Origin of the sequence: Geminocystis sp. CENA526 (genome assembly GCF_050753365.1) — a bacterium.
Classification (GTDB): Bacteria; Cyanobacteriota; Cyanobacteriia; order Cyanobacteriales; family Cyanobacteriaceae; genus Geminocystis.
This window is the reverse complement of record NZ_JBLZFY010000012.1, coordinates 56944-69331: the sequence shown is the minus strand read 5'-3', so window position 1 is coordinate 69331 and position 12388 is coordinate 56944. Positions and strand designations below refer to the sequence as shown.

The 12388-nt window shown below is 34.1% G+C and carries 18 protein-coding genes; 8 read left to right on the top strand and 10 right to left on the bottom strand.

Annotation, left to right across the window (positions count from 1 at the left end; genetic code table 11):
- Both ACN4EE_RS05730 and ACN4EE_RS05725 read right to left on the bottom strand, forming a co-directional pair.
- Positions 1 to 1916: fatty acyl-AMP ligase (locus tag ACN4EE_RS05730; RefSeq protein ID WP_431705447.1), on the bottom strand; the 1916-nt coding region annotated here is incomplete at its 3' end.
- Positions 1917 to 2321: 405 nt separating this feature from the next.
- Positions 2322 to 3341, bottom strand: coding sequence for an ABC transporter ATP-binding protein (locus tag ACN4EE_RS05725; protein WP_431705446.1), 1020 nt, complete (start codon positions 3339 to 3341; stop codon positions 2322 to 2324).
- Between the two features lie 341 nt (positions 3342 to 3682).
- Here ACN4EE_RS05725 and ACN4EE_RS05720 point away from each other — a divergent pair, with 341 nt between their 5' ends.
- Complete coding sequence (locus ACN4EE_RS05720) at positions 3683 to 4564, top strand: universal stress protein (protein WP_431705445.1); 882 nt, start codon at positions 3683 to 3685, stop codon at positions 4562 to 4564.
- A gap of 343 nt (positions 4565 to 4907) precedes the next feature.
- Here ACN4EE_RS05720 and ACN4EE_RS05715 read toward each other — a convergent pair whose 3' ends face one another.
- A complete protein-coding gene (locus ACN4EE_RS05715; protein WP_431705444.1) occupies positions 4908 to 6548 on the bottom strand; it encodes a CocE/NonD family hydrolase in 1641 nt (546 codons plus the stop codon).
- 430 nt (positions 6549 to 6978) lie between these two features.
- Between ACN4EE_RS05715 and ACN4EE_RS05710 the strand changes: the two genes are divergently transcribed.
- The 3 genes from ACN4EE_RS05710 (at position 6979) to ACN4EE_RS05700 (ending at position 8138) form a co-directional block, all read left to right on the top strand.
- The gene (locus tag ACN4EE_RS05710) at positions 6979 to 7215 is read left to right on the top strand and encodes a hypothetical protein (RefSeq protein ID WP_431705443.1); all 237 of its coding nucleotides are present in this window, start codon (positions 6979 to 6981) and stop codon (positions 7213 to 7215) included.
- Positions 7216 to 7219: 4 nt separating this feature from the next.
- Positions 7220 to 7486, top strand: a complete 267-nt coding sequence (locus ACN4EE_RS05705; RefSeq protein WP_431705442.1) for a type II toxin-antitoxin system RelE family toxin — start codon at positions 7220 to 7222, stop codon at positions 7484 to 7486.
- Positions 7487 to 7886: 400 nt separating this feature from the next.
- Positions 7887 to 8138 (top strand): hypothetical protein, encoded by a 252-nt coding sequence (locus ACN4EE_RS05700; RefSeq protein ID WP_431705441.1) that lies wholly within the window; start codon positions 7887 to 7889, stop codon positions 8136 to 8138.
- Here ACN4EE_RS05700 and mazE read toward each other — a convergent pair.
- On the bottom strand, positions 8114 to 8359 hold the full coding sequence (gene mazE / locus ACN4EE_RS05695) for a type II toxin-antitoxin system MazE family antitoxin (protein ID WP_431705440.1): 246 nt from the start codon (positions 8357 to 8359) through the stop codon (positions 8114 to 8116). The two genes, ACN4EE_RS05700 and mazE, sit on opposite strands and share 25 nt — an antisense overlap.
- 119 nt (positions 8360 to 8478) lie before the next feature.
- On the opposite strand from mazE, the gene ACN4EE_RS05690 reads away from it, so the two are divergent.
- The gene (locus ACN4EE_RS05690) at positions 8479 to 8697 is read left to right on the top strand and encodes a type II toxin-antitoxin system HicB family antitoxin (RefSeq protein ID WP_431705439.1); all 219 of its coding nucleotides are present in this window, start codon (positions 8479 to 8481) and stop codon (positions 8695 to 8697) included.
- A complete protein-coding gene (locus tag ACN4EE_RS05685; protein WP_431705438.1) occupies positions 8694 to 8873 on the top strand; it encodes a type II toxin-antitoxin system HicA family toxin in 180 nt (59 codons plus the stop codon). The genes ACN4EE_RS05690 and ACN4EE_RS05685 overlap by 4 nt, the downstream gene beginning before the upstream one ends.
- Positions 8874 to 9117: 244 nt before the next feature.
- On the opposite strand, the gene ACN4EE_RS05680 is transcribed toward ACN4EE_RS05685, so the two are convergent.
- The 6 genes from ACN4EE_RS05680 to ACN4EE_RS05655 are packed head-to-tail and all read right to left on the bottom strand — an operon-like array spanning position 9118 to position 11234.
- Positions 9118 to 9237, bottom strand: a complete 120-nt coding sequence (locus ACN4EE_RS05680) for a photosystem II reaction center protein J (protein ID WP_431705450.1) — start codon at positions 9235 to 9237, stop codon at positions 9118 to 9120.
- Positions 9238 to 9266: 29 nt separating this feature from the next.
- Positions 9267 to 9386, bottom strand: a complete 120-nt coding sequence (locus ACN4EE_RS05675; protein WP_071590992.1) for a photosystem II reaction center protein L — start codon at positions 9384 to 9386, stop codon at positions 9267 to 9269.
- Between the two features lie 9 nt (positions 9387 to 9395).
- Positions 9396 to 9527 (bottom strand): cytochrome b559 subunit beta, encoded by a 132-nt coding sequence (psbF, locus tag ACN4EE_RS05670; RefSeq protein ID WP_066119748.1) that lies wholly within the window; start codon positions 9525 to 9527, stop codon positions 9396 to 9398.
- Positions 9528 to 9554: 27 nt separating this feature from the next.
- The gene (psbE, locus tag ACN4EE_RS05665) at positions 9555 to 9800 is read right to left on the bottom strand and encodes a cytochrome b559 subunit alpha (protein ID WP_431705437.1); all 246 of its coding nucleotides are present in this window, start codon (positions 9798 to 9800) and stop codon (positions 9555 to 9557) included.
- A gap of 57 nt (positions 9801 to 9857) precedes the next feature.
- Positions 9858 to 10859: a photosynthesis system II assembly factor Ycf48 gene (locus ACN4EE_RS05660; protein WP_431705436.1), complete on the bottom strand. Its 1002-nt coding sequence runs from the start codon at positions 10857 to 10859 to the stop codon at positions 9858 to 9860.
- 27 nt (positions 10860 to 10886) lie between these two features.
- A complete protein-coding gene (locus ACN4EE_RS05655) occupies positions 10887 to 11234 on the bottom strand; it encodes a rubredoxin (protein WP_431705435.1) in 348 nt (115 codons plus the stop codon).
- A 260-nt stretch (positions 11235 to 11494) separates the two neighbouring features.
- Between ACN4EE_RS05655 and ACN4EE_RS05650 the strand changes: the two genes are divergently transcribed.
- Positions 11495 to 11842 (top strand): hypothetical protein, encoded by a 348-nt coding sequence (locus ACN4EE_RS05650; RefSeq protein WP_431705434.1) that lies wholly within the window; start codon positions 11495 to 11497, stop codon positions 11840 to 11842.
- 138 nt (positions 11843 to 11980) lie between these two features.
- Positions 11981 to 12370, top strand: coding sequence for a hypothetical protein (locus ACN4EE_RS05645; RefSeq protein WP_431705433.1), 390 nt, complete (start codon positions 11981 to 11983; stop codon positions 12368 to 12370).
- Positions 12371 to 12388 lie beyond the last annotated feature (18 nt).

Genomic DNA, 12388 nt, shown 5'->3' with positions numbered 1-12388 from the left:
CCAATGCGTTGGGCGATATTTTCTTTTAACCAATTCTGAATTTTCAATACTGAATGAGAAATGGAGAAAGAAGAATCAGAGGGAATTGATATTTTTTCTTCCCCCTCTCCCCTCTCTTCCCCCTCTCCCCCCTCTTGTCTTAGGGAGGATATTTTTTCTTCTCCTACTTTCCATTGCGCCACCACTTGTAAACTGCCGTCTAAGAAACCTTGACGACAAGCATAACGAGTAATCTTCCCGCTAGAAGTTTTAGGGATACTTCCTGTTTTTAACAACACTATACTATAAACCTGCAACTCGTGATTCAGAGCGATCGAATTGCGAATGTTAGCAAAAATTTGTTGCTTTAAAGTCTCATCTTGATTAATTTTATTGAGAAAAGTGCGTTTTACCTCAAACGTTACCACTAAATGCTCATCTTGTTCAACTTCCACAGCAAAAGCCGCACCACTTTCAGAATTAATCGCCTCGTGACAAAAAGCGACACTTTCTTCTATATCTTGAGGATAGTGATTTCTGCCCCGAATGATAATTAAATCCTTGAGTCTTCCCGTAACAAATAACTCCCCCTCACTCATAAAGCCTAAATCACCAGTGCGCAAAAAAGCACCCTTACCATCTAAAGTATAGGCATGAAAAATATTATTAGTCGCCTCCTCCTTTTGCCAATAACCTTGCGCCACGGAAGCGCCTTTTACCCAAATTTCTCCCACTTGGTTTTCTTCACACTCCTGCAAAGTCTCAGGATTGACGATTAAACCTTCCAACTCGGAGGCAACCTTGCCACTACTTACCAATACTTGAGTCTCAGGGGTATTTTCTTCTACAGTAACAATTTGATTTTGTGTTAAAGCCTTTGCTGACAAAGTTTTCACTACGGGAGATTGATGTTTACTCGCCCCCGAAACGATTAAGGTGGTTTCCGCCATGCCATAGCAAGGATAAAAAGCCTCCCGTTTAAAGCCACAATCGGCGAAATATTCGCTAAATCGCTCAATAGTCTCCGCCCTCACGGGCTCTGCACCGCTAAACGCCAGTTTCCAACTGCTTAAGTCTAATTCCGCTTTTTGCTTCTCTGTAATAGAATTAACACACATTTCGTAAGCAAAATTAGGTCCTCCCGTAGTTGTTACGTTATACCTAGAAATTCCTCGCAGCCAACGGAGTGGGCGTTGCAAAAAGCTCACAGGAGGCATAATAATGGTGCTTATTGAAGCGTAAATAGGCTGTAGAACCCCCCCTATTAGACCCATGTCATGATACGGAGGAAGCCAAGAAAAACCGATGTCTTTTTCTGTATTTTCAAAGCAACTATTAATTAAATGAGAATTATGAATTAAGTTACGATGACTTACCATAACTCCTTTTGGTGTACCAGTTGAACCACTGGTATATTGTAAAAAGGCAAGATTGTCTTCTTGAATATAAGGGGATTGTTGCCAATTTTGGGCTAAATCAAGGGAAATATTATCTGTGGCGATACAATGAATATTATTATGGCGGGTTAATTTTTGTTCAATTTTCTGCTTTACCGATTCTGTGGTGAGGGCAAACACCGCCCCAGCATCTTTAATAATAGTCTCTAGTCGATGGTACGATCGATTTTGACGAGGGGGATAGGCAGGAGTAGCGATAATTCCAGCGTAAAGACAACCCAAGAAGGCGGTAATAAATTCTAAACCTGGTTGATATAATAATAATGCCCTTTCTCCTTCACCATTATTGCCTAAGATTTTTTTCGCTACTTGTGTCAAATGAGTAGCAATGGCTTTGGCTTGAATATCTAATTGTTGATAGGTTAAACTTTCCGTTTGCACTTCACCATCACCCAAGAAAGTAAATATCACTTTATCAGGCTGTGAAACTGCACGCTCTTGAAGTAGATTAACGAAGTTAGAATGTTTAACGTATCCCATGTATATACAATTAATCAGAGTATTAAGTATTTTTATAATTATTAAGCAATCGTTAACAATTAACAACAATCAATCTTACCATCTTAGCAGATTTAGACAAGTTCCCGTTTTTATCACGGTGAAGCAAACTATAACCCATCTAAAGTTTACCTGAGTGAACGATAAAATGATGAAGATAAGAGGGCAGGGCTGTTTCACTTTCGAGAAAGAAATGCGGAAAAACAGCAAGAAATTAAACCTGAAACCTGAAACCTCCAATCAACAACTAATTCTATTTTTGCGTAACATCAGTTCCGTAAAACAGGCATCTTGCCTGTAAAAATAAGAAAAAAGTCAAGGTTTTGATGCATTCTTAATTCTTAATTCTTAATTCTTAATTCTTAATTCTTAATTCTTAATTCCTCATTATTTCATTGCCTGTTTTTTCTCGGCTTTTAAATCCCGTTTCGTGGAGGCTTCGATTTCCGCATCGAGGAGGGTTTTTCCCGTAGCCGCTAAATAAACATCGTCTAAACTAGGGCGAGATTGACTGATACTAAACATGGGTAAGTTAATTTCTGTCAAGGTTTGCTCTATTTTACTGATAGGATTACTATTCGGGGTGACGATTAAGTTAAGACAGTTGCCTTGCACTTCGTTGATGATGATATTTTCTACGAAGGAAAGTTGTGATAATTTCTCTTTAGCGCTTTGTGCTTCTTCAGAGGTAGCAAATTCTTTTATCTTTAGTGTAACTCGATCGCCCCCTAATCTGTCTTTTAAATTAGAAGGGCTACCTTCGGCGATAACTTCACCTTGATCAATAATAGCCAATCGATCGCACAGTGCGTCTATTTCCTCAAGGTAATGACTGGTGATTAATACTGTTGTACCTGCAAGTTTAAGTTGACGCAGAAAATCCCAGACTATCATTCTACTTTCAATATCTAAGCCAACGGAAGGCTCATCTAAGACTAATACTTGGGGTTGATGGAGTAAACCTGCCGCTAAATCAAGGCGTTTGCGAATACCCCCCGAATATGTACCTGTTTGTCGATCGCCATACTCTTGTAATCCTAGTACTGCCAATAACTGTTCAATTCTTTTTTTCGCAAAGGAGGAGGGGAGATGGTAAAGAGAGGCTTGAAGTTGTAACAATTCTCTCCCCGTCAAAATTTTATCGATCGCAACCTCCTGTGCGACATACCCTAACTTTTGTCTAACCTGTTTCGGTTGAGTTATAGCAGAGATACCATCAATCATAATCTCACCAGAGTCAGGTTGAGCAAGGGTAGTCAAGCAACGGATAGTAGTTGTTTTTCCTGCTCCATTTGGTCCTAATAATCCAAATATTTCGCCATTTTTGACGGAAAATGAGATATTTTTGAGAGCTTTGACGTTGCCATAACTTTTTTGTAAATTTTGAATATTGATAACGTTACTCATATTTTACGAATAGTTAATAATAAATAGTTTTGTATGATTCCATTGAAAATAATCAATAGACTTGATCAAGATAATAAAGATATAGAATTTACGCACAGCTACAAAAAGTAGGGGAGGCATCGCCCACCAACCGCCACATATAGTATAAAAAATCAGAAAAATAACGATTCTGCGTAATTCCTAAGATATTATGTCATTGCGAAATTGAAGCAATCTCAATAATCTTAATTTTTAGTCCATAAGAAAAGTTAATTAATCTTATCTGAAATTAAGACTCTCAAGATGTCCTACTAAAATGTTAATCTGAAAGTGGATTTAGTTATTATTTCGAGATAAATATTATGTTTGAATCTTGTTTAATTTGTACCGATGACAAAGATGGTTTACAAAGATTTCTTTCCTATGTGTCGGCTTTAGGAGAAAGTGGTTTAAAGGAAATTACCTTTTTACATAATGTACCTTTATGGAGTGAAGGTCAAGTCCCAAGGGTGGATAATGAAAAAATCGCTTTAATGACAGAAAAGTTTAACTCTACTTTGAAACCTAGTGAGGGAGTGAAGGTAAATATCGAAATTACTTCTGGTTTAGTTACAGAGAATATTTTGAAGGCAATCAAAAAGTATAAGCCTGAATGTTTGATCTTGGGTACTTCTTTGCGTAGTGTTGCCGAAGGTCGAATTTTTGGCTCAACTACCATGAGTGTCATTGAAAAAATCAACATTCCCATTATGATTTTACGTCCTCAACTCATTTCTGTCTATACCTCCGAAGAATTAGAATTGCGTTGTCGTCATTTGAATCGTTGTTGGTTAGTTCCCTGTTATGATGTAGAAAAGGCTCGTTATTTGATTAATCAACTTAAAACTTGTGCTACGGGCAAATGCTCTCTTGCCCCTCATAAATATATTATCCTAGCAGTGATTGATGATGTTTCTCGATCGGAAATTCTTGTGGAAAATAGAATTAAGGAAGTAGAAGCTAAGTTAGATAAAGTTAAGCAGGAATTACAATCTCTTGGTTTAGAAGTGGAAGTGATGCTGAAAATCGGTAATCCTCTTTTAGAAACCCTTGATGTGGCTTTAGCAGAAGATGTAAGCGCTATTGCGGTGACGGACGATCGAGAATATGGTTTACTAGATTGGACTATCCCTAGTTTTACTCAAAAAGTTTTACATCGCAGTTGGTTTCCTGTTGTCTTTTTTCCTTACCATAAAGATAGCTAAAACTTATTTTATTTCATAGAAAATAACTCAAATAATGTATCATAATTCATAAAAAATAAATGAATCTGTGAAAACTATTTTGTTACATACAATTTGACAAAATTAATAATTTGTGAATCAAGAGATTAAACTGTATTTGATTTAGATTTTATCATTGTAAAAGATATTAATGACATCGCTTTAGCAGATTTTCGCTGTTAGCTTCGAGATTGCTTCGTGCCTCGCAACGCTGCGCGATTTATTGCGAAGCGAGTTAATTCACAAAACCAACTTTTTGTCAAGTTTTTTATTAATATTTCTTTTGATTTAAAATCAGACTAAAGTCAGCTAATGAAATAAATATTTATCGTAGATTTAAAATTAATTTTGAAGGTTTTTTTTGTCCTGAACAAATAGTAATAGTGACAGGTTTTGCATCTAAACAAAGATTATTATTTATAACTTTATTTTTCCCATAATTAACAGAATAAGCTGGAAAATTTGCTGGACTAATACTTAGTCTTAAAGCAGTATTTTTCTTTATTTTTATGCAGGTTGATTGCAGTTTAAACTTAATTGGTTTCTCACTATCATGGTGAGTGATTTTAATATATCCTTGACTAAAGTTATAGACTTTGCCATCGCTAAATACTTGAGATATTGTCGCCGATAAATCAAAACTTTTTGCGTCACTTTCTGCATAAATTTCTAATGCTATATCTCCTATTATCTCTAATTCTTCTTTCAAAATATCGCTAGTATAAGTAACAATATCACTGCGATTATCTAATTCTTTTCTGTCAATACTACCGCTTAAAAGACTAGCGTGACCTCCTAAACTTGGACTCGATCGCCAAAAATCATGTATAATAATATCTTCGCTATAATCATTATTTTTTTTATTATTAATAGTTAATTTACCGTCATCATCTCTGATATTAGCCAATCCTGTACTGTTTAAATAAAATTTAACCTGTTTTTTGCTATTAAAGTGTTTTTTATTAATCCATTTATTACTACCCATTTGAAATAATTTAATATTTTTATTTGAAAAAGTATCACTTTCACTTCTTTTTAAATATTTATTAAACCAAGCGATTTGCAGTTCATTAATATTATTATTTGCTGTGGTGGTATAATATCGATCGAGCAGAGTATTTCCCCAAGGAAGATGCGCCCAAGCCCCGATAATTAAACTTTGTTGAAACTGACTTTTTTTGTTCATTTCTGCATATAAATTAAGAGTACCTCGTAAATAAGTATCAAACCAACCGCCAATATGAAGCATCGGTAAATCGACATCTTTAAAGTAAGTTTTAGGGGATAATTTTTGCCAATATTCATCATTTCGATCGAGCTGTAACCATTGGAAATAAAAATTACTAGGACAATATTTTCTTAAGGCTTCTTCCACCATAATAGGCATATCATAAATAGGTAAATTACGACTAGCTAAATAGAGAATTTTATATGCAGAAAAATCTTGTTTTAACCGTGCCGTTTCTGCGGATAATTGTATCGCCCAAGCCAAATTTAATTGATAACAAAAAGCATCATTTTCATACGCCCAATCAGTATATAAATCATAGGCAATCATCGCAGGACAAATAGTTTTTAAAGCAGGATGTTTACTTATGGCACAATATAATTGAGTCATTCCCTGATAAGAAAAACCATACATACCCACCTCACCAGTACTTCCATTCAGATTAGCAACCCATTCAAGGGTATCGTAACCATCTTCAATTTCCGTTTCAAATAACAAAAATTCCCCTTGTGAGTCTCCTCTCCCTCTCACATCTTGAATCACCACGATATAACCCTGTTTAGCGTACCATTTTGGATGTGCATATACTACCGTAGATGCGATCGATTTTCCGTAGGGTTGGCGCATTAGTAACACAGGAAATTGTTGATTATCAGTCACGGGGCGATAAATGTCTGTGGCTAATTTCACCCCGTCACGGGTAGCCATAAAAACCGTTTCTTTATTTACTTGATACATAAGTTTCTGTTCAATTTCAGATAGTTATTGCAGATAAAAATATGATAGGATAATTAAATAGCAATGTATTTTACATAATTATTATTACACAGCAAATAAAAGTCAAATATAGATAATATTATAAAGTATTATTAATTTTTAAATATAGTTAAATATATAAAAAAAGGAAAAACTTATGAGTTCGATCGAAATTAAAACAAAAAAAAAGATGCTAATTATTACCGCCAAAAAATAGGAATTAAGAAAAAAGATACAGAAAAACTCAGAAAATTATTTGACTCTTTAAATAAAGATTTAGAAGAAATGGCAAAAAGTAGTAATATGACAGTTGATGAATTGATCGATATTTTAGACCCTAGTAATCCTTTTTCTTTTTAGTCGTGTTTTATTTAATGTTATACAAGCAATATATTACAACTAATTAACAACTATGAATCCTATCACTTTATCTCAAAACAATTTAATAGAAATGGTTAAAATTTCTCAGCAATTGAACTTATCTATTAATCAATTATTAGAACAAATTAATTTAGGGCAATTAACCATTATTAAAACAGAAGAATTAGAAGATTTAATCGACTTTAGGGATGCAGTTTTAGCCGAATCAGATCCAGAAAATCAAGACAGAGTATCGTGGGAAAATATCAAGCAGAATCTAGGCTTATAAATTAATGTCAGAGTATAAAATTGAGTTTTTAAAGAAAGCCGAAAAAGAACTTTCAAAATTACCTTTTAATATTCAAAAACAAATTGCTAATCGTCTTGAATCTTTAATATCTAATCCATTTCCATCTGATGTTAAACAATTAAAAAATAGCAATGGAATATTAAGAATAAGAGTTAATGATTATCGCATTCTTTACCGCATTGAAAATGATGTATTAGTTATTCTTATTATAAAAATTGGTCATCGTAGCAAAGTTTATCGAGATTTATGATCTTCTAATGGCTAAATACACGAAAACCTCTCTGAGAATCAATCATCATGGCACTGATTAAAATGTTTGTATCTATAACAAATCTTAAATTATTTATTATCAATGATCTCTTGTAAAATTTCTTCCGTCAAGCCATTAGTGTCTGCTTGTATTTGCATATCTACAATGATTTCATCAAGAGATCGATCGAGTATAATTTCTTTAACCCAATGACGAAATAAACCTTCTATTTCTTCTTTTTTAATAGGCGTTTTTTTTTATAGGCTTTAGCTAATTCGGGTTCTACAATGATGGTGATTGTCTGCATCTTAACAGTTTCGATCGAACTTAATTATTTGTTATCATAACATTTTTGGAATGAAGAATAAATGTCCTCATTAAAAATTATCATAAAAATATTATGAATACTTATAATTTCACCTTGATACTTTCTGAATCTAGTCAACAAATTGACAACTTAGAAGATTTACTATTTGAGGCAGGATGTGATGATGCAACTTTATCATTCTCTAATGGTATTACTTATTTAGAGTTCGATCGAGATGGTGATCAATTTATCACAGTTTTAAATAGTGCGATTAAACAAGTAGAAAGTATTAATGATATATCTGTTATTAAACATATAACTCAGGAGGATTTAGTTACAAAATAAGGATCATTTCCATCCCCAATAACGGTATTCCAAGCCTGTATTTCTTCTTGATATTCTTGATTTTTAATATCCTCTTGTAAAGCCTCAATCATTTCTTTTTCTAATTGTTTTTGATGGTTTTCTTTTAATAATTGATTGATGTAATTACTGCGGTGTCCTTTCGCTTGTCGATCGACAAATTCTAGTACTTTTTCTTCTAGTGTAATAGTAACTTTTTTCATAGTATATGAATTGTTTATCTTACTAACTAATCATAGCATCTTAACACAACTAAAAAAGTAGCTCGATCGAGCTAATCTAGGCTAGAATAGAAAGAATCTAATATCTATCTGTAAATATTATGAAGGGAGAATTAACGGTAATTATTAAACAGGCTACAGAAGGCGGATATTGGGCGATTTGTCCTGAAATTCAAGGAGCAAATGGGCAAGGAGAAAGCATAGAAGAAGCAAAAGAAAGTCTCAAAAGTGCCATTAAATTAATTTTAGATGATCGTCTAATGGATATTGAAAGAGGATTACCAAAAGAAGTTATTAGAGACATAATTTTAATTCCATGAAACGGAAAGAATTAGAAAGAAAATTACGTCAAGCAGGTTGCTATCTCAAAAGAGAAGGTTCGTCTCATTCTTTGTGGATTAATCCCAAAACTGGTATTATGGAAGCTGTACCACGTCATCCAGAAATCAAAGAATTTTTAGCTAAAAAAATATTGAAAAGTTTAGACGCACAATAGCGAAGCGATCTCACTATCCACCAATTATCTTATAATATCAAGTTCAGATGATCACTTATAATAAAAATTTGCGAACTTCTTAGCGACTTTGCGCCTTTGCGTGAGATTTTACTATAACTATTTAATCGAACCTGATATAAGTTCAAGAAAAGATTTAGGGCTAATAATTTGTATATTCAAAAAAAACGCCCTAGAATTTGATTCCAGAGCAGTTTTTATCAGCTATTTAATTTTTTTGATTAAATTATAAAGAAGAACCTAAACCTGCATAAGCACCGTAGAAAAACAATGCTACGACAGTTAAAACACCCATTCCTGCGATCGTACCAACAATCCACAAAGGAATTCTTGCTTCTCCCATGATCAAACCTCCTTGATTAATTAAATTAGTTTTTAGTTGAAGAAATAACTAGAGAATAAAACGCCTAAAACGGCTACGAATAACAACCCTAAGTAAAGGGAAGTACGATTTAACTCTACACCTTGTCTGTTAGGATTTTGATTTCTGTCCATGAGTATCTCCTATCGTTGAATAAATTGCATAGCGGTAATAGCACCGATGAAAAATACAGAAGGTACAGCTAAAGTGTGAACAGCTAACCATCTGACGGTAAAAATAGGATATGAAATCGGTTGATTAGGACTATTAGTCATTTTTAATTTACCTTTTTAATCTATTAACTATTTATTAAATTGTTCGATTTGTTTTGTAGCATCATATCGATCGCTGATAATTGGTAATTCTTCACGAGTTTGAGTGAAGTATTCATCAGGGCGAGGTGTGCCAAAAGCATCATAAGCCAAACCAGTGCTTACGAACAACCAACCAGCGATGAAAAGCATGGGGATAGTGATACTATGAATAACCCAATATCTTACACTGGTAACAATGTCGGTAAATGGGCGTTCACCTGTACTTCCAGCCATAATTTGCCTCCTAAATTTTTTTACTATCTAACTAATGTACAACATTTGCGACTTAACTTAGACCGCATTCTGAGTATTATATTTTAACAGAACACCACGCTCTCCTAAAACAAAACCTCGATCGAGATCAAGAAAAACGATTTTATATAAGTTAGAGGGTACAGACTCCACTTCTCGATCTTTTTCCCATGTTAAACCACCATCACGGCTAACGAGAAGATTGCCACTGCCTCCTGCTACCCAAATTTCGTCTTCTTGACGAGTCGCTAAATCTAAAAAGCCCCAACTGGTAGAATATTCAGGGTTAATCGGCTCTGCCCAATTTTCTACTTCTTGGGATTCACTGAGTTGAATTTGTCCTCCTCTGGCAATCAACCATAGTCGATCGTCATCAAAGAAACCCATATTTTGTAAACGTTTGGAGGAGTTACGGTTATGGGGAGTCCATTCGGTATCTCCGGGTTGCCATGTGGAATAAAAGTTTCCTCTGGCACTGACGGCGACATATTTACCATCCGCAGAGCGATTAATGCTTCTGGCAACCCCGACAGCGCCTTCCACTAAACCTTTCCATGTTTTACCCCCATCGGTGGTTTTATAAATAGCCCCTAAATTTGTCACCATTTCGGCGGTATCAGGTGCTAAGGCGACTATATCATAGGGAATACCGGGGAGTTTATCACTTAAAGGAATACGATCCCAAGTTTCGCCTCCGTTGCTAGTATGTAACAATACGTTAGGTTGTCCTGTAATCCAACCTTCGTTATCATAAAAACTGATACCTGTAAAGCTGATTTTTTCTTCTCCTAAATCAATAATTTTTGGTTGCCAAGTATCACCACCGTCATTGGTTTCAAATAAGGTGGCTTTTGTACCCACTAACCAACCATGATTAGAGTCACTGGTAAAGGCTAAATCCGCTAAAATAGCATCGGTATCTAATTGAATATATTGCCAAGGATTCTCGCTAACAGAAGGCACTTTAGAGCAACTGACACACAAGAAACCGACTAACACTAATATTAATACTTGTTTGAGTCGATCGAATAAAAAATTCATTGTAATTTCTAAAAATATAATTTCTGATTAATTCAATCCGTATAAACTGAGAAAGAATAAGAAAGCTAAAGCCAAAGCCCCGAAAATTAAGAGGTTTTTTTGATTGGGGGTTAATTGATTTACCCCAAAACCATAGTTTAAATTTTCAGCAAATCCAGACGGTGCATCCGTAGCCCCAATATTCGTAAAAGCATTACGACTTGAACCACACACAGGGCAACGCCAATTACTAGGCAAATCCGTAAACAACGTACCTGCGGGGATATTGGTTTTACTATCACCCTTAGAAGGTACATAAGTATAACCACAAGAACGACACTCGTAACTCGGAGGAGCTTGTTCAGCTAAGGTTTTTTCTTTGGAGGCTTCACTCATGACGGTATGTTTAGCAAATCTTAAAAGTTCTTTAAGAATTATTACATAAAAGGTGTTCAATAATTAATTCTTTCATCGACAGTTGTTTTTCTCACAATTGTTGACTTGAGGTTATAATAGTAATAAGTAGAGATGTATTTAAGGACAATTTTTTAAGTTTAAAAAACTTACTTTTAGATTCGACATTAAGCCTTTAGTTTAATGGTCAAAAACTTTAGATATATCTTTTCTTAAAAATATTTAAACACAAAGAAAAAAAGATGAAAATATCCTATAAGTTATGCTCGATCGTCAGTTTTACAGCTATTTCTATGGTACTATTAAATAGCTTAAATAAACCTGTATTTGCTCAGTTTAGAGGACAAGATTCTCAACAGTTTTTTGACCAAGGAAATCAATTAATGGAGCAACAAATTAGAGAACTTCAACAAGGAAATGTAGAAGCCTTAGAGGAAGAAAAAGAAGTTAAAGAAGAAAATCTTGAAAGTACATTAGAAATTAAAAAAGATGACGATGTTTCGATCGAAGAAAAACCCGCTATTGAGACATCTGTAGATGAGAATGTACCAGAAGCACCTGATAGTGAGATAAAAATTCAAACTAATTAGTAAAAAAAATTATTAATTTATATATCAAGTGAGGGGGAGGTTTTTAATAACTTTACAAATTATTTTAAGGGAACTTTTTTGCTAATATTTCGTCTTAACTAATGTATCTTATTTATTAGTTAAAATTTAGCATAAATTATGAAATCTCAACTTTTTTCCTCCGTAATTAATTTTTCCCTTGTTGCCGTTTCTTTTTCTTTTTTGGCTTCCCCTTCTATTGCTCAATCTTCCTCGTCAAATTTTAATCAACAACAATGTATTGATGGTTTAGTAAAAGAAGGGTTAAAACCTGATCAGGCTTCAGTATGGTGTAATTATACTAGAGAATGTTTAGCTCGATCGCAACGAGAAGGATTACCCCTCGAATCTGCTCGAAGTGTGTGTAATTGCACTATTAAAGAGTTTAGAAAACGTTATAGCACGGAAAAATTTAGAGAGATAAGCAAACAGGCGGATACTAACCCAAAAATTGCTAGAGAGTTACGGGAAGTAGGAGAAAGTTGCTTTGAAGCAATCCTTTTTGAGTAATTAACAATTAAAAATTAA

Excerpts from the sequence above, each read along its gene's own strand:
- ACN4EE_RS05725 (WP_431705446.1), bottom strand. The coding sequence starts at position 3,341 with ATGAGTAACGTTATCAATATTCAAAATTTACAAAAAAGTTATGGCAAC.
- ACN4EE_RS05720 (WP_431705445.1), top strand. The coding sequence starts at position 3,683 with ATGTTTGAATCTTGTTTAATTTGTACCGATGACAAAGATGGTTTACAA.
- ACN4EE_RS05715 (WP_431705444.1), bottom strand. The coding sequence starts at position 6,548 with ATGTATCAAGTAAATAAAGAAACGGTTTTTATGGCTACCCGTGACGGG.
- ACN4EE_RS05710 (WP_431705443.1), top strand. The coding sequence starts at position 6,979 with ATGAATCCTATCACTTTATCTCAAAACAATTTAATAGAAATGGTTAAA.
- ACN4EE_RS05705 (WP_431705442.1), top strand. The coding sequence starts at position 7,220 with ATGTCAGAGTATAAAATTGAGTTTTTAAAGAAAGCCGAAAAAGAACTT.
- ACN4EE_RS05700 (WP_431705441.1), top strand. The coding sequence starts at position 7,887 with ATGAATACTTATAATTTCACCTTGATACTTTCTGAATCTAGTCAACAA.
- mazE (WP_431705440.1), bottom strand. The coding sequence starts at position 8,359 with ATGAAAAAAGTTACTATTACACTAGAAGAAAAAGTACTAGAATTTGTC.
- ACN4EE_RS05690 (WP_431705439.1), top strand. The coding sequence starts at position 8,479 with ATGAAGGGAGAATTAACGGTAATTATTAAACAGGCTACAGAAGGCGGA.
- ACN4EE_RS05685 (WP_431705438.1), top strand. The coding sequence starts at position 8,694 with ATGAAACGGAAAGAATTAGAAAGAAAATTACGTCAAGCAGGTTGCTAT.
- ACN4EE_RS05675 (WP_071590992.1), bottom strand. The coding sequence starts at position 9,386 with ATGGACAGAAATCAAAATCCTAACAGACAAGGTGTAGAGTTAAATCGT.
- psbF (WP_066119748.1), bottom strand. The coding sequence starts at position 9,527 with ATGACTAATAGTCCTAATCAACCGATTTCATATCCTATTTTTACCGTC.
- psbE (WP_431705437.1), bottom strand. The coding sequence starts at position 9,800 with ATGGCTGGAAGTACAGGTGAACGCCCATTTACCGACATTGTTACCAGT.
- ACN4EE_RS05660 (WP_431705436.1), bottom strand. The coding sequence starts at position 10,859 with ATGAATTTTTTATTCGATCGACTCAAACAAGTATTAATATTAGTGTTA.
- ACN4EE_RS05655 (WP_431705435.1), bottom strand. The coding sequence starts at position 11,234 with ATGAGTGAAGCCTCCAAAGAAAAAACCTTAGCTGAACAAGCTCCTCCG.
- ACN4EE_RS05650 (WP_431705434.1), top strand. The coding sequence starts at position 11,495 with ATGAAAATATCCTATAAGTTATGCTCGATCGTCAGTTTTACAGCTATT.
- ACN4EE_RS05645 (WP_431705433.1), top strand. The coding sequence starts at position 11,981 with ATGAAATCTCAACTTTTTTCCTCCGTAATTAATTTTTCCCTTGTTGCC.